Origin of the sequence: Xanthomonas cannabis pv. cannabis, assembly GCF_000802365.1 — a bacterium.
Lineage (GTDB): Bacteria > Pseudomonadota > Gammaproteobacteria > Xanthomonadales > Xanthomonadaceae > Xanthomonas > Xanthomonas cannabis.
The window spans coordinates 1-18,607 of record NZ_JSZE01000102.1; the positions used below are offsets into that span (position 1 = coordinate 1).

16 protein-coding genes are annotated in these 18,607 nt (G+C 66.3%); 9 read left to right on the plus strand and 7 right to left on the minus strand.

Annotated features, from left to right (window positions below):
• The first annotated feature begins 23 nt into the window (after nt 1–23).
• From lpdA to OZ10_RS20720, 9 genes are all read left to right on the plus strand, one after another.
• Nucleotides 24–1,460, plus strand: a complete 1,437-nt coding sequence (lpdA, locus tag OZ10_RS15910) for a dihydrolipoyl dehydrogenase (protein ID WP_039565824.1) — start codon at nt 24–26, stop codon at nt 1,458–1,460.
• Between the two features lie 226 nt (nt 1,461–1,686).
• Nucleotides 1,687–2,280: an LOG family protein gene (locus OZ10_RS15915; RefSeq protein WP_039403243.1), complete on the plus strand. Its 594-nt coding sequence runs from the start codon at nt 1,687–1,689 to the stop codon at nt 2,278–2,280.
• A 227-nt stretch (nt 2,281–2,507) separates the two neighbouring features.
• Entirely contained in the window at nt 2,508–3,110 is a 603-nt protein-coding gene (locus tag OZ10_RS15920; RefSeq protein ID WP_039403246.1) for an IMPACT family protein, read from the plus strand.
• Nucleotides 3,107–4,873, plus strand: coding sequence for an ABC transporter transmembrane domain-containing protein (locus OZ10_RS15925; protein ID WP_039403250.1), 1,767 nt, complete (start codon nt 3,107–3,109; stop codon nt 4,871–4,873). Before OZ10_RS15920 ends, OZ10_RS15925 begins: the two co-directional genes overlap by 4 nt.
• 85 nt (nt 4,874–4,958) lie before the next feature.
• Complete coding sequence (locus OZ10_RS15930; RefSeq protein WP_039403253.1) at nt 4,959–5,858, plus strand: hydrogen peroxide-inducible genes activator; 900 nt, start codon at nt 4,959–4,961, stop codon at nt 5,856–5,858.
• A gap of 89 nt (nt 5,859–5,947) precedes the next feature.
• Nucleotides 5,948–7,636, plus strand: coding sequence for an ABC transporter transmembrane domain-containing protein (locus OZ10_RS15935; RefSeq protein ID WP_039403256.1), 1,689 nt, complete (start codon nt 5,948–5,950; stop codon nt 7,634–7,636).
• Complete coding sequence (locus tag OZ10_RS15940; RefSeq protein WP_039403259.1) at nt 7,620–8,705, plus strand: efflux RND transporter periplasmic adaptor subunit; 1,086 nt, start codon at nt 7,620–7,622, stop codon at nt 8,703–8,705. Before OZ10_RS15935 ends, OZ10_RS15940 begins: the two co-directional genes overlap by 17 nt.
• Nucleotides 8,702–10,105, plus strand: coding sequence for a TolC family protein (locus OZ10_RS15945; RefSeq protein ID WP_039565827.1), 1,404 nt, complete (start codon nt 8,702–8,704; stop codon nt 10,103–10,105). The genes OZ10_RS15940 and OZ10_RS15945 overlap by 4 nt, the downstream gene beginning before the upstream one ends.
• Nucleotides 10,106–10,499: 394 nt before the next feature.
• Nucleotides 10,500–10,694, plus strand: a complete 195-nt coding sequence (locus OZ10_RS20720; RefSeq protein ID WP_068835585.1) for a hypothetical protein — start codon at nt 10,500–10,502, stop codon at nt 10,692–10,694.
• On the opposite strand, the gene OZ10_RS22625 is transcribed toward OZ10_RS20720, so the two are convergent.
• The 7 genes from OZ10_RS22625 to hrcA all read right to left on the minus strand — a co-directional run bounded on the left by OZ10_RS22625 (nt 10,614) and on the right by hrcA (nt 18,568).
• Nucleotides 10,614–10,781 (minus strand): hypothetical protein, encoded by a 168-nt coding sequence (locus tag OZ10_RS22625; RefSeq protein WP_162183140.1) that lies wholly within the window; start codon nt 10,779–10,781, stop codon nt 10,614–10,616. The genes OZ10_RS20720 and OZ10_RS22625 overlap by 81 nt on opposite strands.
• A gap of 151 nt (nt 10,782–10,932) precedes the next feature.
• The gene (locus tag OZ10_RS15950; protein ID WP_039403265.1) at nt 10,933–12,063 is read right to left on the minus strand and encodes a prephenate dehydrogenase; all 1,131 of its coding nucleotides are present in this window, start codon (nt 12,061–12,063) and stop codon (nt 10,933–10,935) included.
• Entirely contained in the window at nt 12,060–12,968 is a 909-nt protein-coding gene (pdxY, locus tag OZ10_RS15955; protein WP_039403269.1) for a pyridoxal kinase, read from the minus strand. The genes OZ10_RS15950 and pdxY overlap by 4 nt, the downstream gene beginning before the upstream one ends.
• Before the next feature lie 613 nt (nt 12,969–13,581).
• Nucleotides 13,582–14,709, minus strand: a complete 1,128-nt coding sequence (gene dnaJ / locus OZ10_RS15960) for a molecular chaperone DnaJ (RefSeq protein WP_039403272.1) — start codon at nt 14,707–14,709, stop codon at nt 13,582–13,584.
• A 139-nt stretch (nt 14,710–14,848) separates the two neighbouring features.
• The gene (dnaK, locus tag OZ10_RS15965) at nt 14,849–16,777 is read right to left on the minus strand and encodes a molecular chaperone DnaK (protein WP_039565829.1); all 1,929 of its coding nucleotides are present in this window, start codon (nt 16,775–16,777) and stop codon (nt 14,849–14,851) included.
• 142 nt (nt 16,778–16,919) lie between these two features.
• Nucleotides 16,920–17,438, minus strand: coding sequence for a nucleotide exchange factor GrpE (gene grpE, locus OZ10_RS15970; protein ID WP_039403280.1), 519 nt, complete (start codon nt 17,436–17,438; stop codon nt 16,920–16,922).
• Nucleotides 17,439–17,536: 98 nt separating this feature from the next.
• Entirely contained in the window at nt 17,537–18,568 is a 1,032-nt protein-coding gene (gene hrcA, locus OZ10_RS15975) for a heat-inducible transcriptional repressor HrcA (protein ID WP_039403282.1), read from the minus strand.
• Between the last annotated feature and the right edge of the window lie 39 nt (nt 18,569–18,607).

Below are 18,607 nucleotides of genomic sequence, written 5' to 3' on the forward strand. Positions count from 1 at the left end.
GGGACAGGCAAAGGACTCTAGAAATGGCTGAAAACTACGACGTCGTCGTCATCGGTGCCGGTCCGGCCGGTTATCACGCCGCCATCCGCGCGGCCCAGCTGGGCATGAAGGTCGCCTGCATCGACGCCGCACTCGGCAAGGACGGCAAGCCCGCCCTGGGCGGTACCTGCCTGCGCGTGGGCTGCATCCCGTCCAAGGCGCTGTTGGATTCCTCGCGCCAGTTCTGGAACATGGGCCACCTGTTCGGCGACCACGGTATCAGCTTCAACGACGCCAAGATGGACGTGCCCACCATGATCGGCCGCAAGGACAAGATCGTGAAGCAGTTCACCGGCGGCATCGCGATGCTGTTTAAGGCCAACAAGATCACCCCGTACTACGGCTTCGGCCAGCTGCAACCGGGCAACATCGTCAAGGTGACCCAGCACGAAGGCGGCGAAATCGAGCTGAAGGGCACCAACGTGATCCTGGCGGCCGGTTCGGAATCGATCGAACTGCCGTTCGCCAAGTTCGACGGCGACACCATCGTCGACAACGTCGGCGGCCTGGATTTCACCGCCGTTCCCGAGCGCCTGGCGGTGATCGGCGCTGGCGTCATCGGCCTGGAGCTGGGCAGCGTGTGGAAGCGCCTGGGCGCCGAGGTCACCATCCTCGAAGCGCTGCCGGACTTCCTGTCGCTGGCCGATGCCGAAGTGGCCAAGACCGCGTTGAAGGAATTCAAGAAGCAGGGCCTGGACATCAAGCTCGGCGCCAAGGTCAGCAAGACCGAGATCACCGGCAGCGGCGATGCCAAGCAGGTGGTGCTCAGCTACACCGACGCCGCGGGCGAGCAGACCCTGACCGTGGACAAGCTGCTGGTGGCCGTGGGCCGCAAGGCCGCGACCAAGAACCTGCTGGCCGACGGCACCGGGGTCAAGGTCACCGACCGTGGCCAGATCGAGGTCGACGGGCATTGCCACACCGGCGTGGACGGCGTGTGGGCGATCGGCGACTGCGTGCGCGGCCCGATGCTGGCGCACAAGGGCTTCGAGGAAGGCATTGCGGTGGCCGAACTGATCGCCGGCCTGCCGGGCCACGTCAACTTCGACACCATTCCGTGGGTCATCTACACCGAGCCGGAAATTGCCTGGGTCGGCAAGACCGAGCAGCAGTTGAAGGCCGAAGGCGTTGCCTACAAGGCCGGCAGCTTCCCGTTCGCGGCGATCGGTCGCGCGGTCGCCATGGGCGAGCCGGCCGGCTTCGTCAAGGTGATCGCCGATGCCGAAACCGACCGCGTGCTGGGCATGCACCTGGTGGGCGTGGGCGTGTCCGAGCTGGTGCACGAAGGTGTGCTGACGATGGAATTCAACGGCTCGGCCGATGACCTGGCGCGCATCTGCCACGCGCATCCGACCCTGTCCGAGGCAATCCACGATGCCGCGATGGCCGTGAGCAAGCGCGCGATCCATAAAGCGAACTAAGTGAGGTCGGGATTTGGGATTCGGGAGTGGGGATTCGTAAACGGCTCCCTCCCCTGACCCTCTCCCGGCAAGGACATGACGCCGGGCTAGAAGCCCGGCGTCATGTTTTTCAGGCACGGTCAAAACAATCCTGCAAAGTTCATTTCGGCGGGCCTCTAGATGGCATCGACGCAGCGCGCGCCCGTTTTTACGAATCCCCAATCCCCAATCCCGAATCCCGAATCCCATGAAAAGCATCTGCGTCTACTGCGGTTCCAACGCCGGTAACAAGCCGGCCTATGCCGAACGCGCCACCGCCCTGGGCACGCGCATCGCCGAGCAAGGCCTGCGGTTGGTTTACGGCGGTGGCAACGTCGGCCTGATGGGCACGGTGGCCAACGCGGTACTCGCCGCCGGCGGTCAGGTCACCGGCGTGATCCCCAAGCAGCTGGCGGACTGGGAAGTGGCGCACCGCGGACTGACCGAGCTTGAGATCGTCGGCTCCATGCATGAGCGCAAGATGCGCATGTTCGAGCTGTCCGATGCCTTCGTCGCCCTGCCCGGCGGTTTCGGCACCATGGAAGAGATTTTCGAAATGCTGACCTGGCGCCAGCTCGGCATCGGCAACAAGCCCTGCGCGTTCCTGGATATCGAAAATTTCTATGCGCCGCTGATCGGCATGATCGATCGCATGGTGGAAGAACGGTTCCTGCACCCGGATCAGCGCACCGACCTGTGGTACGGCGCCGATATCGAGCAGATGCTGGAGTGGATGCAGCACTACACGCCGGCGCAGGCGTCCAAGTGGATCGACGAGAAGCGTCGCGCGACGCTGGTGTAGTCGACGACACTTCAAGCTCACCTGGTTTCATCGCGCGCCGTCCCCGCGACGATGTGCAGCAAAACTGGCCGGCACCCGCGTCAACTCGCCGATCCACCGAGGGTGAAGTCGCTCGCCACTATCCAATCCGCAATGACTGCGCCCCGCGGCCGCAGCGCCAACCGACAGCCAGGGTCTGCCAGTCGGCCACCACGACTGCGGCAACCGGCATCGCTGCCTCGCTTAGAATGGCAGCGATGCTCGATACCCTCGCCGCTGACGCGCACCACAGCCTGGACATCAAGCACAGCCGCTTTCTGGCCCATGCCTGTGCGCTCGACGCTGCGGCCCAGGCGCTGGAGATCGTGCAGCGCGTCTCCACGCCCGATGCCACGCACAACTGCTGGGCCTATCGCTTTGGGCAGGATTACCGCTCCAGCGACGATGGCGAGCCCAGCGGCACTGCCGGCCGGCCGATCCTGGCGGCCATCGACGGCCAGGGATTCGATCGGGTGGTGGTGGTCGTCACGCGCTGGTACGGCGGCATCAAGCTTGGTGCCGGAGGATTGGTCCGCGCCTACGGTGGCACCGCCGCCGAATGCCTGCGCCTGGCAACGCGGCGGCCGTTGATCGCAGTCACGCTGCTCGACCTGCACTGCCAGTTCGACGATCTGGGCCTGGTGCACGCCGCGCTTGCCGCCTTCCACGCCGACAAACTGGACGAGCAGTTCGACGCGACAGGCGCAGCGCTGCGCGTGCAACTGCCTGCAGATCAGCTTGCCGGCTTGAAAACGCGACTGTGCGACGCCACTCGCAATCGTGTCCACCTCTCACTTCCGGAAACCGCATGAATCAGCCAGCCGCCAGGCCCAGTCCGTTGCGGAAGCTTGGCAGCCTGCGCACCTTGTGGCCGTTCGTGCAACGCCAGCGCGGCCTGTTCGCGGCATGGCTGATTGCGCTGGCGGTGTCGTCGGCGGCCACGCTGAGCCTGCCGGCCGCGGTCAAGCGCATGATCGACCACGGCTTCTCCGGTGGCGCACAGATCAACCAGGCATTCGCGCTGCTGTTTGCGGTGGCGGTGGTGCTGGCGTTGGCCACGGCAGCGCGCTTCTACTTCGTTTCGCTGCTGGGCGAGAAGGTCGTCGCCGACCTGCGCGGGCGGCTGTACGCGCACCTGATCGGACTGGATGCCGGGTTTCACGACCGCAGCCGCAGCGGCGAGCTGGTGTCGCGGCTGTCGGCAGACAGCGAGCTGCTGCGCGGGCTGATCGGCACCACCATGTCGGTGGCGCTGCGCAGCTCGGTGACGGTGATCGGCAGCATGGTGATGTTGTTCGTCACCAGCCCGCGCCTGGCCGGCTTCACCCTGATCGGCATTCCGCTGGCGGTGCTGCCGATCGTGCTGGGCGCACGCCGGCTGCAGAAGATCTCGCGTGCCAGCCAGGACCGCGTGGCCGATGCCAATACCCTGGCGGCCGAAACGCTGGGCGCAGTGCGCACCGTCCAGGCGCATGCGCGCGAGCGCTACGAAAGCCAGCGCTTCAGCCAGGCGCTGTTTGCCGCCATCGACACCGCGCGGCTGCGGATCCGCACCCAGGCCGGCGTCACTGCGGTGGCGATCGTGTTGATCTTTGGCGCCATCGTCGCGGTGCTGTGGCTGGGCGCGCACGATGTGGTGGCCGGGCGCATGACGCCGGGCACGCTGGGGCAGTTCGTGCTGTATGCCTTGATTGGCGGCGGCTCGGTCGGCGCGCTGGCCGAGGTCTGGAACGAGTTGCAACGTGCTGCCGGCGGCATGGGCCGGGTCGGCGAACTACTCGAAGAGCAGCCGGCGATCGTGGCGCCGCCCCTGCCCACGCCGATGCCGCACCCACTGCGTGGCGCGATCCATTTCGACCAGGTGGTGTTCCACTACCCGCAGCGTCCCGACGCGCCGGCGCTGGATGGCTTCGACCTGCAGGTCAGCCCCGGCGAAACCGTGGCCCTGGTCGGTCCCTCGGGAGCCGGCAAGAGCACGGTGCTGTCGATGCTGCTGCGCTTCCATGACCCGGCCAGCGGCAGCGTGCGCATCGACGGGGTGGACCTGCGCCAGACCGACCCGGTGCGGCTGCGCGAACACATCGCCCTGGTCCCGCAGCAACCCACCCTGTTTGCCGCCAGTGCAGCCGACAACATCCGCTACGGGCGATTGGAGGCCAGCGCGGCCGACGTGGAAGCCGCAGCCACCGCCGCGGAGGCCGATGGCTTCCTGCAGGCACTGCCGCAGGGCTACGCCAGCGAACTCGGCGAGCGCGGCACGCGCCTGTCCGGTGGCCAGCAGCAACGCGTGGCGATTGCGCGTGCGCTGCTCAAGGATGCGCCGATCCTGTTGCTGGACGAGGCCACCAGCGCGCTGGACGCGCAGAGCGAGCGCGCCGTGCAACAGGCACTGGACCGGCTGATGCAGGGCCGCACCACCCTGGTCATCGCGCACCGCCTGGCCACCGTACTCAAGGCCGACCGTATCGTGGTCATGGATGCCGGCCGCATCGTGGCGCAAGGCACGCATGCGCAGCTGATCGCCGAAGGTGGCCTGTATGCCGAGCTGGCGCGTTTGCAGTTCATCGATCAATGACCCCGGCTTGATCCCGACCCGTGGGGCGATGCGCGTCGGACGAGCTGGCGCAGCGCCCCGGCAAACTGCCCCGACCGACGTGCCCATGCCCCGCCCCAAGACCACCCTCCGCCAGCTCAGCTATTTCGTCGCGCTCGCCGATACCGGCAGCTTTACCCGTGCCGCCGACCAGATGGGGGTCTCGCAGCCGTCGCTGTCGCAACAGATCCGTGCGCTGGAAACCATCATCGGTGCGCCACTGTTCGAGCGCGGCGTGCCGGCCATCCTGACCCCGCTGGGCCGCGACCTGCTCGACCGCGCGCGCAGCATCCTGCTCGACGTCGCCGATCTGGAGGAAGTGCGCGCCACCTCGGCCGACCCGTTGATCGGCACCATCCGCCTCGGTGTCTCGCCGACCCTGGGCGCCTATCTGATGCCCAGCCTGGTCGCGCGCCTGCACCGCGAGCACCCGGCGCTACGCGTGCACGTGCGCGAGGGTTTGCCGACCGTGCTGGCCAGCGACCTGGCCAACGGCGTGCACGACTTGATCCTGGCGCAATTGCCGGTGGCCGGACGCAGCCTGCACAGCGAGCGGCTGTTCCGCGAACCGCTGCACGTCACCATGGCCGCCGATCACCCGCTGCGCAGCAAGCGCTGGATCACCCCGGCCGACCTGTGCGGCGCCAACCTGCTCACCCTGATGCCGGAGTACCGCCTGGCCGAACAGGTGGCCGCCATTGCGATGGAAGTCGGTGCCCATGTCCTGCGCGATTACGAAGGCACCAGTCTGGATGCGATCCGCCAGATGGCCGGTATGGGCATGGGCCTTGCATTGCTCCCGGACCTGTACGTACGCCAGGAAATCCGCGAAGGCGACGACGTAGTGGTTCGGCCGGTCAAAGGCGGGCGCTACTATAGGGAGATCGGTTTGCTCTGGCGGCAGGGTGCCGGTCGCGCGCCCGCCTTCGGTTTGATCGCCGATCTGCTGCGTGCGGTAGCCGCATAGGAAAATCCTATGCGCTGAATAAGCGCCGCAGCCTTGTTCCAGGGCCGGCAACTCGTCAATGTTTTACTGAACTCATCAACGGATAGCGAATGGCGGCCAAGCGGATCGGATGGCGGGAAGCGGTGGGCTGGCTGGCGGAAATCGTCGGGCCGGACATGCCGTATGTGCGTCTTGCCATGGTGTACGGCGTTGCGATCAGCTTGCTGTCGCTGGCCACGCCCATCTCGGTGCAGTTGCTGATCAACAGCGTTGCCAACACCGCGCTGCCCACCCCGCTGTGGACGCTGTCGGGCCTGTTGCTGGGGTTGCTGCTGCTGGTGACCTGCCTGAGCGCCATGCGGGTGTGGATGATGGCGTTGTTCGAGCGTCGCCTGTTCGCGCGGGTGGTGGCCGAGATCACCGTGCGTGCGGTGCACGCGCAGAACCCGTTCTTCGCCGACCAGAACCGTGGCGACGTGTTCAACCGCTACTTCGATCTGGTGGTGGTGCAGAAAGCCGTGCCCAGCCTGGCGGTCGGCGCTTTCACCATCGTGCTGCAATCGGCGGTGGGCCTGATCGTCACCAGCTTCTACCACCCGTTCTTCCTGGGCTTCAACGCGTTGCTGCTGCTCACCATCTTCTCGATCTGGATGATCTGGTCGCGCGGCTCGATCCGCACCGCGGTCGAGCTGAGCCACGCCAAGCACAATGCCGCGCACTGGCTGGAAAGCGTCGGCGGCTCCAACGGCTTCTATAAATCCAGCCGCCACCTCAATTTCGCGATGGACCGCTCCGAGGCGGTGACCGCTGCCTACGTCGCGCAGCATCGGCGTCATTTCCGCTACACATTCACCCAGACCGTGGCGTTCCTGCTGACCTATGCGGTGGCCAGCGCGGCGCTGCTGGCGCTGGGCGGCAGCCTGATCCTGCGTGGCGAATTGTCGATCGGCCAGCTGGTGGCGGCCGAGCTGATCCTCAGCGCGGTGTTCTACGGCATTGCGCAGCTGGGCTCGTACCTGGACGTGTTTTACGACCTGGTGGCCAGCGCAGAGGAACTGTCGTTGCTGTACGCCATCCCCCAGGAACGCGCGGTGGCCGCGGCCGGCAAGACGCCTGGCAACAGCGCGGTGCGGCTGGATGGCGTGGTGATCGAAGGGGCGCGGTTCGATTTCGCGCTGGACGCCGGCGAGCAGCTGGTGACGCTGGCCGACGGCGGCGCCGAGCGCTTGCTGGCGATGGTGCTCAAGCGGCACGTGGTACCCGATCGCGGCCTGGTGATGGTGGGCGGCGCCGACATGGCGACCTTCGACATGTACCTGCTGCGTTCGGAAGTGACCGTGCTCGATCGCCCGACCATCGTGGAGGTCACCATCCGCGAATACCTGGCGATGGCCTCGGCCGACGTGACGTCCGAAGCGATGCTCGAAGCCATCGACACGGTGGGGCTGCGCGCGCGCATTGCCGCGCTGCCACAGGGACTGGACACCCGGCTTGCTGCTTCCGGCTTCCCGCTGTGGATCGGCGAGGTGATGGCGTTGAAGCTGGCCAATGCGCTGCTGGTGCGCCCGCGCGTGCTGATGTTGTCGCAGCTGTACGACCTGTTGCCCGCCGAGCGCCTGACCCAGGTGCTGCGCCGCTTGAAGGAGGCCGGGACCACGGTCCTGCTGTGCACCGGCCGGCCGGAGGACATCACCCTGGATGGCTGGTTCCGGCTGGAGCCCGAGCGCCAGCAACGTTACGCCACCCGCGCCGAACTGATCGCATCCACCCAGGAGGCAGACAATGCAGCACGCCCCTGACCGGATTGCGCACTTCCCTACCCTGGCGTCCATGCGGCCGCCCAGCATCGCCAAGGTGCTGGCGTGGATGCTGCTGATCGGCGTTGCCATCGCGGCGTCCATCCTGGCGTTCGCCCCCTGGGTGCAGACTGCCAGCGGCAAGGGCCAGGTGGTCTCGCTCGATCCCGGCGATCGCCAGCAACAGGTCACCGCCTTCGTGCCCGGCCGGGTCGAGCGCTGGTACGTGCACGATGGCCAGCATGTGTCCAAGGGCGACCCGATCGCCCGCGTCGGCGACCTGGACCCGGATCTGCTCGCCCGCCTGGCCAGCGAGCGCGCGCAGGTGGCGGCGGAAATCACCGCCATCCAGCAGTCACGCGCAGTTGCCAGCATTGATGTCGCGCGCAGCAAGCAGTTGCTGGACGAAGGGCTGGCCGGCCGTCGCGACTACGAGCTGACCCAGATCAAGGTGGCCGAGGCCGACGCCAAACTGGCCGAGTCGCGCGCCAAGCTGACCCGCATCGACATCCAGTTGAATCGCCAGTCCGCGCAGCTGGTGCGTGCGCCGCGCGATGGCCGCGTGCAGCAACTCAACGCCGCCAGCGGCAGCGCCATGGTCTCGCCCGGCACTGTGCTGGCGGTGATTGCGCCGGAGCGCGTGGAGCGCGCGGTCGAGCTGTACATCGACGGCCGCGACGTGCCGCTGATCCGCCCCGGCCGCCCGGTGCGGCTGGAGTTCGAAGGCTGGCCGGCGATCCAGTTCAGCGGCTGGCCGTCGGTGGCGCACGGCATGTTCGACGGCCGTGTGCGCGCCATCGACCCCAACGCCGCGCCCGACGGCCTGTTCCGCATCCTGGTCGAACCGCAGCCTGGCAAACCGGCATGGCCGGCACAGGAATTCGCCCGCCAGGGCGGCAAGGTGCGCGGCTGGGTGCAGGGCGAAACGGTGCGGGTGGGCTACGAACTGTGGCGCCAGCTCAACAACTTCCCGCTGGAATTTGGCCGCCGCCCCGCCGCGACCACGCAGGAGGATGGCAAGGCCAAGCCTGCCGCCTCCAAGTCCGAAGACGAGGAGACGGGCAAGAAATGAGGCACCGTCTGCTTGTCCTGCTGATCGCACTGTGCCCCGGTGCGGCATTCGCCCAGACCGCGCCGCTGAGCCTGGACGAGGTGCTGCAATCGTCTGCCCGTTCCGCACCGCAGATCGTCGAGGCGCTGGCAAAGGTGCGCCAGGCCGAAGGCAAGGGCATCTCCGCCGACGGTGCGTTCGACACCGTGTTCGATATCGAGGGCCGCTCGCGCGAGGCCGGCTATTACGACGGCAGCACCATCGAAACCGGCGTCAAGCGGCCGTTCGAGAACAACGGCGGCTATTACTACGGTGGCTACCGCTCGTCGCGTGGGTCGTTTCCGGTCTACGAAGACAAGTCCTATACCGACCGCGGCGGCGAAGTGAAGGTCGGGGCGCTGTATGCCTTGCTGCGCGACCGCGTGGTCGACGAACGCCGCACCCGTCGCAGCGTCGCCAGCGCCGACATCGATGTGGCCCAGTACGAAGCGGAAATGGTGGCGATCGGCGTGCAGCGCCGCGCCGTGGATGCCTACCAGAGCTGGGTGGCAGCCGGGTTGAAGTTGCGCGCCTACAAGGACCTGCTGGAATTGGCCGAGCGGCGACGCAACGCGATTTCGCGGCAGGTCACGCTGGGTGCGCGCCCAACCATCCTGCTGACCGAGAACGACCAGAACCTGGTTCGCCGTCGCGCCCTGGTGGTGCGCTCGGAGCAGGACTTTGCCAACGCCGCCAACGCGTTGTCGCTATACCTGCGCGACGAGGCCGGCATGCCGCTGATCGTCTCCACCGAGCGTCTGCCGGCCGACACCTCCGCGCTGGAAGGGCTGGCCGGTGCCAGCAAGATCACCGCGCCGGTGGAACGCCCGGATTACCGCGCCGTGCTGACCCGCATCGATCAGGCCACCGCACGGCTGATGCTGGCGCAGAACGATCTGAAGCCACGGCTGGATGTCAGTTTCGAGGTCAGCAAGGATCTGGGCGACCCGGGCGTGGGTGGCCCCAACCGCTCGCAGACCGATGCGATCATCGGGTTCCGTTTCAGCGTGCCATTGGAAAATCGCTCCGCCAAGGGCCGCGTGGCCGAAGCGCGCGCCGAGATCGAGGCGCTGGACCAACGCAGCCGTTTCCTGCGCGACCAGATTTCGGTGGAGGTGGAATCCATCGTCATCTCGCTCAATGCCGCCGAGCGCCTGGCCAAGATCGCCGACGAAGAACGCGGCCTGGCCGACCGCCTGGCTGCCGCCGAGCGACGCCGCTTCGAGCTGGGCTCGGGCGATTTCTTCCTGGTCAATCAGCGCGAGGAAACCGCCAACGACGCCCGCGTGCGCCTGATCGATGCGCAGGCGCGCATCGCGTCGGCACGCGCCGAACTGGCCGCGGCAACGGCCGACCGGGACGCGCTGCAACTGAGCCGTTGATGCGTGGCGCTTTGACCCGGGCGCACCGCCCTGCCTGGCGCCCCTGCCCACCCAGGTCTTGAGGTTTTTCGCGCAAGCGCTTGTGGGGCGCGGCCTTGGCAAGCGCCCGCGTCAGCCGCGTGTTGCATATGCCCAGTCTCCACGCCATCGCTCTTGGCGGTCTCTTGCCATCGCAGTGACCGGGCGGTGGTATGAACGTGCACATCTTCCGCTGCAACGTTACCCGGTGCTCATGACATCGCGGTGCGCCCAGCGGGCTCGACCTTCCCGCTGTCACCGGATTGCGCAATGACGCCTGGGTAACATGTGGCTATGCATGCTCGGCATGCCAGCACGCGCTGGTGGTGCGGGCCGATGATCCGCACTGCAACCCTGGACTCTTTCGGAGGTGCCTATGTCTTTCCGGCAATTTCCCGCGATTGGTACAGATGGCGAGCCGTACGTCATCATCGAGTTCCGCGACGAGCACGCATCCGCATCCCAGGCGCACGCTGCGCCACGTTATGAGCTACCCGATGGCCGCCATCTGCAGCGGCAGGGCCAGCGCTTCGTGACCGAAGGCGGCGAGCTGCAGCTTTCCATGCCTTGAGACGGCGTTGATCATTTTTTGATCAGTCCACCAGCAGCCCTTGCCGCGCGAGGGCTGCGCCCGTTTATCCACATGCTTGTGCAGCATTCATCCACACCCTGTGTGGATGGAACCGTTGGCGGCCTCCCGTACCTCGCGCAGCCACTGTCTTAACGCACGCAACAACTGCGCGGCCCATGTGTACGCTCGAGTGCGCTACGGTGAACGCACGAGCGTCGGACAGTGAACCGACAGTGCGTCAACCGCCGGCGCGATCCGACCGTTCCAGGACGCGCCCGATGCCACTGCGGTCGATCTCGCTCGCGGCTTGGGTCAGCGCCACCCGGTCGCTGTCGGGCTCGAAGCCGATCCGGAAGTGCAACTCGCCCACCGGCGTACGCGAGGAGTGGATCGACGACAGATTCACCCCATGCTGCTCGAACACATGCAATAGCGCGCGCAGCGAGCCAGGCTGGTCTTCCGGCAGGTATACGCTCAGGGTCAATGGCTCGGTGAGATCTGCCAGCAGATAGCCCACCCGTTCGTAGGTGTAGTTGCCCGCGGCCAACGCGTCGTGTTGCAGGGTCTGCGCGTTGTCGTGCAGGAACCGGGCCCGAAACTGCGCGCGTGCAGCATCGTCGCCCTGCGCGACGAGTGCACGCAGCTGTTGCAGCTGCCGGACCAGGCGGTCGAGCATTTCGCCCACGTACGGGTTGCCGAACTGGATGTCTTCGTAGATCGCGGGGTTGAGCGAGAGAATGCGCGCGATCACCGCCGTGTCCAGCTCGAACGATGCCGAGCGATACGGCATCAAGGCCTGCAACTGGCCCAGCAGCGGCGCGTAGTCGCGCAAGGTGCCGGCCTGGGCCAGATGGGTGGCATGCACCATCGCCTGCACCAGCGCCATCACCCGATCATGGTGCTCGGGCGTGGCGTAGACGCATTCGGCCTGCAGGGCCGTGCACAAGGCCTGTACCCACGTGGTCCAGCGCTGCAGGCGCGCTTCGCACACCACCATCACCCGCCCCTTCAGCGTGGGCGACTTGGGTGGCGCAGTCATCGGATGTAGGCCGACCACCTCGGCCGGCGATGCCAGCATCGCCGCCACCGGCGCCTGCTTGATCGAGGTGACATCCATCCACAGCTGCGATGCCGCGCGCGCGCCGGCAAGCGCGACATAGCGCTCGATCAAGGCGGCAGTGTGGCGAATGGGCGCGGAAAACAACAGCACGTCTGCCCGCTGCGCCAGGGTGGCTTCGTCGATGCCGGCACTGTCGGCAGGATCGAAGCCGATCACTTCCAGCTGCATGCGGGTGCGCAGGAACTGCGCCAGCCAGCGTCCGTACGCGCCGGCAATGCCGACAATGCCGACGACCGGCTGGGGAATCATGCCAGGCGCTCGACGGCAAAACGCGGCGATGCCGCGAGCGCTGCCGGCGCGGCGGCCAACACGTCGAACTCTTCGTACCCCGCCGCCAAGGTCGCCTCCAGTGCGCTGTGCACGCCACTGAGCGCGTGGCCCACCGCCTGCTCGAACGGTACATCGCGCAGCAACAGGCCGATCAGCAAGGCCATCAGCACATCGCCAGTGCCGGCCACGTCCACTGGCAGATGCGGGCTGGCCCAGCGATAGACCGCCTCCGTGCTGACCGCCAGGGTGACCAGCTCGCCTGCTGCACCGGCCACACTGTGGGCGAGCACCCACTGCGGCCCGCGTGCCAGCAAGGCACGTGCGGCGGCGATGGCATCGTCTTGCTGCAGGCTGGGCAGGCCGGTCAAACGCCCCAGTTCGAAGGCATTGGGCGTCACCAGCCAGGCGTGCGGCAGCAAACGCTTGGCGAACACGCGCTCCAGCCCGGGTTCCACATACGGGCCGGTGTGCGTGTCGCCAATCACCGGATCCAGGCAATAACGCAGCTGCGGCGCCTGCGGTAGGGTGTGCTCCAGCCAGTCGGCGAAGGCTTCGCCATTGGCCAGGCTGCCGAAATAGCCGGACACCAACATGCGTGCACGCTGTGGCAGGCCGCGTTCGGTGGCGCCCAGCAACAAATCCGCCAGCCAGTCGGCTGGCAAGATGCGCCCGCGCAGGGTCGCGTAGAACGGCGCGTTGCTCAGCAGCGTGGTGGGCACTTCGGCCACACGCAGCCCCAGCGCGCGCAACGGCGGCACCGCAGCGCTGTTGCCGGCGTGCCCGTAGACCAGTTGCGACTGTACCGAGATCACATCGATCGGCGAAGGACCGTCAGGGCGCTGGCGGCGACCGTGGACGAGGTGGCTGTCGGTGGCATCGCTCATGGGTTGGCCGTCTTCGAAGAGATGACGCCATTATCCTCCGCAATGCGTGAGCGGATACGCGGGGAGTGGATCAATGTGATCCGGCGTGTACGGATGGCACGAGATGGCAGCGGTGCTTGATGCATTGCCGTACCGAGCGCGATCGATCGTTACCAAGACCGCGCCGGGTGTGTCCATGGTAATGCAAGGGCAGTGGCTGCCACGTTCGGCCATCAACTAAGGGACGCGAGCCGCTGATGCACCTGCAGGCTCGCCCTCATCCGCCCTTCGGGCACCTTCTCCCGATGGGAGAAGGAATATTGCTTCTTTGTCGTCTTCTGGCGTTGCAGAGGACACGATTGCGTCATCGACCGCGAGCGACGGATGCCCTGCACGCGCACCCTATCCGCCCTTCGGGCACCTTCTCCCGATGGGAGAAGGAAGATCGTTTTTCTGCCGTTTTCTGGCGTTGCGAAAGACACGATTACGTCATCGACCGCGAGCGACGGATGCCCTGCACGCGCACCCTCGTCCGCCCTTCGAGCGCCTTCTCCAGATGGGAGAAGGAATGATGTCTTGCCGCGACAGGAAACGCATGGCGTCTCCTGTCGCTCCCTGCGAGAACGGACGTCGCTTACGACGTCATTCGGTCCCAGAAGCCTTTGACACCATCGATGAAGGTGGCCGACTTGGGCGAATGCTTGCGCGCATCCTCACCGGTGAAAGTCGCCTCGAACTGCTGCAGCAGTTCACGCTGATCGGCGGTGAGGTTGACCGGCGTTTCCACCACCACGCGGCAATACAGATCGCCTTCGCTGCGGCTGCGCACCGAGCGCACACCCTTACCGCGCAGGCGGAACAACTTGCCGGTCTGGGTTTCGGCCGGGATGCGAATTTCCGCCTCACCGCCTAGGGTTGCCACGCGGACGGTATCGCCAAGCGCCGCCTGCGAGATGCGGATCGGCACTTCGCAATGCAGGTCGTCGCCATCGCGCTGGAAGATCGCATGCTCGCGCACGCGCACTTCCACATACAGATCGCCTGGCGGCGTGCCGGCCGGGCCGGCCTCGCCCTCGCCTGCAAGACGAATCCGGTCGCCGGTATCCACGCCGGCCGGCACCTTGATCGACAGCACCTTGTCTTCTTCCACGCGACCGGCGCCGTGGCAGGTCTTGCACGGGTTCTGGATCAACGTGCCGCGGCCGTCGCAATGCGGGCAGCTCTGCTGCATCGCAAAGATGCCGCGCTGGATGCGGACCTGGCCGCGTCCATGGCAGGTACCACAGGTCTCGACCTTGCCGTCTTCCGAGCCGCTGCCATGGCAGGGCGTGCACTCGATCAGGGTCGGGATCTCGATGCGTCGCTCGATGCCGGCAACGGCTTCTTCCAGATCCAGTTCCAGGACGTAACCGACGTCGGCGCCACGTCGCGCAGCGCGCGGACCAGCGGCACCACCGCCAAAAATATTGCCGAAGATATCGCCAAAGATATCTCCCATGTCCGGGCCACCAGGCCCGCCACCACCGCCCATGCCGTGCTCGAACGCCGCATGGCCGTGCGCGTCGTAAGCACGACGCTTATTGCCATCGGACAGCACTTCGTAGGCTTCCTTGCACTCCTTGAATGCCGCTTCGGCAGCAGCGTCGCCGGGGTTGCGGTCCGGGTGGTGCTTCATTGCACAACGCCGATACGCCTTCTTCAGCTCTTCGTCGCTGGCGTCACGGGCCACGCCCAGCACTTCGTAGTAATCGCGTTTGCTCATGACAGGGAATCGGGAATCGGGAGAAGGGAATCGTTCAAAGCGTACATCCTCAAATCAATCAGCGTTCGGTGGGGTCCAGAACAGCGAAGGAGCGATGCCGCAGCACCGCTCCTCCGATTCTCTATTCCCTATTCCCGACTCACGCCTTCTTGTCGTCCTTGACCTCGGTGAACTCGGCGTCCACCACGTCGTCGGCGGCCTTGGAGGCTTGCGCATTGCCGCTGGCCGCATCGGCGTTGCCGCCCTGCTCTGCTGCGGCAGCCGCGGCGTACAGCGACTGGCCGGCTTCTTCCAGGGTCTTGCTGCGGGCCTCGATCTGCGCCTTGTCGTCGCTCTTCATGGCGGTTTCCAGATCCGACAGCGCCGCTTCCACCTTGCCGATCACATCACCACCGACCTTGCTGCCATGCTCGGTGATCGCGGTGCGGGTGGCGTGGATCAGGCCATCGGCCTGGTTGCGGGCCTGCACCAGTTCCTGGAACTTCTTGTCTTCCTCGCGGTTGGCTTCCGCGTCGGCAACCATGCGCTGGATCTCTTCGTCCGACAGACCCGAACCGGCCTTGATCTCGACCTTCTGTTCCTTGTTGGTCTTCTTGTCCTTGGCCGACACATGCAGGATGCCGTTGGCGTCGATGTCGAAGGACACCTCCACCTGCGGCATGCCGCGCGGCGCCGGCTCGATGCCGGACAGGTCGAACTTGGCCAGCGACTTGTTGAAGCGGGCCTGCTCGCGCTCACCCTGCAGCACGTGCACGGTCACGGCCGACTGGTTGTCTTCGGCAGTGGAGAAGGTCTGCGAGGCCTTGGTCGGGATGGTGGTGTTCTTCTCGATGATCTTGGTGAACACGCCGCCCATGGTTTCGATACCCAGCGACAGCGGGGTCACGTCCAGCAGCAGCACGTCCTTGACGTCGCCGGCCAGCACGCCGCCCTGGATCGCAGCGCCCACGGCCACGGCTTCGTCCGGGTTGACGTCCTTGCGCGGTTCCTTGCCGAAGAAATCGGCAACCGCCTGCTGCACCTTCGGCATGCGTGTCTGACCGCCGACCAGGATCACTTCGTTGATGTCGCTGGCGCGCAGGCCGGCGTCGTTCAACGCGGTGCGGCACGGCTCAATCGACTTCTTGACCAGGTCTTCCACCAGCGCTTCGAGCTTGGCACGGGTCAGCTTGATGTTGAGGTGCTTCGGCCCCGAGGCGTCGGCAGTGACGTACGGCAGGTTCACTTCGGTCTGCTGGCTGGTCGACAGCTCGATCTTGGCGCGCTCTGCGGCGTCCTTCAGGCGCTGCAGCGCCAACGGATCCTTGCGCAGATCGATGCCCTGGTCCTTGTTGAACTCGTCGACCAGGTACTCGATGACGCGGTTGTCGAAGTCTTCGCCGCCCAGGAAGGTGTCGCCGTTGGTGGCCAGCACTTCGAACTGCTTCTCGCCATCGACTTCGGCGATTTCGATGATCGAGACGTCGAAGGTACCGCCGCCCAGGTCATACACCGCAATCTTGCGGTCGCCGCCGTTCTTGTCCAGACCATAGGCCAGCGCTGCCGCGGTCGGCTCGTTGATGATGCGCTTGACGTCCAGACCGGCGATGCGGCCGGCGTCCTTGGTGGCCTGACGCTGGCTGTCGTTGAAGTACGCAGGCACGGTGATCACCGCTTCGGTGACCTTCTCGCCGAGGAAGTCTTCGGCGGTCTTCTTCATCTTTTCCAGCACGCGCGCGGAAATTTCCTGCGGCGCCATGCGCTTGGCATCGCTGGTCTGCACCCAGGCGTCGCCGTTGTCGTGGGCAAGAATGCCGTACGGCACGTGCGAGATGTCCTTCTGCACTTCGCCGTCGGTAAACTTGCGGCCGATCAGGCGCTTCACCGCGTAGAAGGTGTTCTTCGGGTTGGTCACCGCCTGGCGCTTGGCAGAGGCACCGACCAGCACTTCGCCGTCCTTGGTGTAGGCGACGATCGAGGGCGTGGTGCGATCGCCCTCGGAATTTTCGATGACGCGGGCCTTGCCGCCGTCCATGATCGCCACGCACGAGTTCGTGGTGCCGAGGTCAATACCAATGATCTTGCCCATGGATACGCTCCTGATGATTCTGTAGCTGTGTCCGGCGACGCCGGGTCTGGCTGAGATGTGGGGGTGGTGCGCAGGTGTTCAAGCCACCTGCACGAATCTGCGTTTCGCGCATGCGCCCAGCAGTTCAGCCGGGCGCTGCGGTTCAGTCGTGCTTGGCCACGACCACCAGGGCCGGGCGCAGCAGACGCTCGTTGAGCAGATAGCCTTTCTGGAACACCTGCACCACGTGGCCCGGGGCGATTCCCTCGGCCTCGCCCTGGCTGATCGCCTGGTGCTGGTCGGGGTTGAACGGCTGGCCGACCGGGTCGAGCAGGGTCAGGCCGTTGTCGGCAGCGACCTTGAGCAATTGCTTGTAGGTCATGTCCAGGCCATCGCGCAGCGGGCTGGGTTCGCTGCCGGCGGCGGTCAACCCGGCGTCCAGGCTGTCGAACACCGGCAGCAGCTCGCCCAGCAGCTTCTCGTTGGCGAACTTGCGGGCGTTTTCGACATCGCGCGCAATGCGCTTGCGCTGGTTTTCCAGGTCGGCGCGCTCGCGCAGAGCGTCGGCCTTGACCAGGGCGATCTCGCTGCGCAGCGACTCGATCTCGGCCTTGAGCGGATCGGTCTCGGGTGGGTTCTGGGACAGGTCTTCGGAGTCGAATTCGGGGTGGTCTTGGTTCATGTGCAGTTCCCGGGCAAGCGGAACGCCCGCCCCAACGTCACCCCGTATGTGGGCGCTCGCGCGCGTTTCAAGCAAACAATCGCGCCGATCGCCGCCGGTTATCGCGCGCCCGGCGGTTCCATGGCCGCGCCCAGCACCTCGGCGGCAGTCTGCACCAGCGGAATCACCCGGTCGTAGGCCATGCGTTTGGGCCCGATCACCCCCAGCACGCCCAGCACCTGGCCGTTGGCGGTGTATGGCGCGGTGACCAGCGAGACATCGTCCAGCGACACCATGCCGGTTTCCTCGCCGATGAAGATGCGCACGCCCGGCGCCTGGATGGTGCGTTCGAGCAACTGCAGGATCTCGCGCTTGCTGGCAAAGGCCTCGAACAGCTCGCGCAGCCGGTCCAGGTCCGACAGGTCCTGCACGCCCATCAGGCGGGTCTGCCCGGCCATCACCATGTCGTCGGCATCGGCTGGCACCAGCGCCTCGCTGGCCAGGTCCACGCTGTGCGCCAGCAGCTGCTCCATCTCGCTCTTGGCCATGCGCAGTTCGCGCAGCAGGCTGACGCGGATGTCCGACAGCGCGCGCCCGGCGAACTGCGCATTGAGGTAATTGGCCACCCGTTCCAGCTCGGCGGGCTCGTAGGCGCGGCGCGGCTCGATCACCCGGTTCTGCACCTCGTTGTCGGCAAACACCAGGATCGCCAGCACCCGGCGCGCGTCCAGCGCCACGAAATCGATATGCCGGAACGCAAACTGCTCGCGCCGCGGCGCACTGACCACCCCGACGAAGTGACTCATCGCCGACAGCATCTGCGAGGCGCTGCCGAGCAACGACTGGGTGCCGTTGCCGCTGGCGAGCTCGGCGCGCAGGCGGCGCACTTCGTCTTCGCCGGGCGGCTGCATCTGCACCAGGCTGTCGACGAATACCCGGTAACCATGCGCAGTCGGAATACGCCCGGCCGAGGTGTGCGGCGAGCTGAGCAGGCCCACGTCTTCCAGGTCGGCAAGAATGTTGCGGATGGTGGCCGGGCTGACATCCAGCCCGGCATGCTGGGCCAGGGTCTTGGACCCCACCGGCTCGCCGTCGCGGATGTAGCGCGCAATCAGCGTGCGCAGCAACTGGCGGGCGCGGGGATCGAGCATTGGGGACTGGGACGCGCGCATGGGATCATCCGGTGAGAC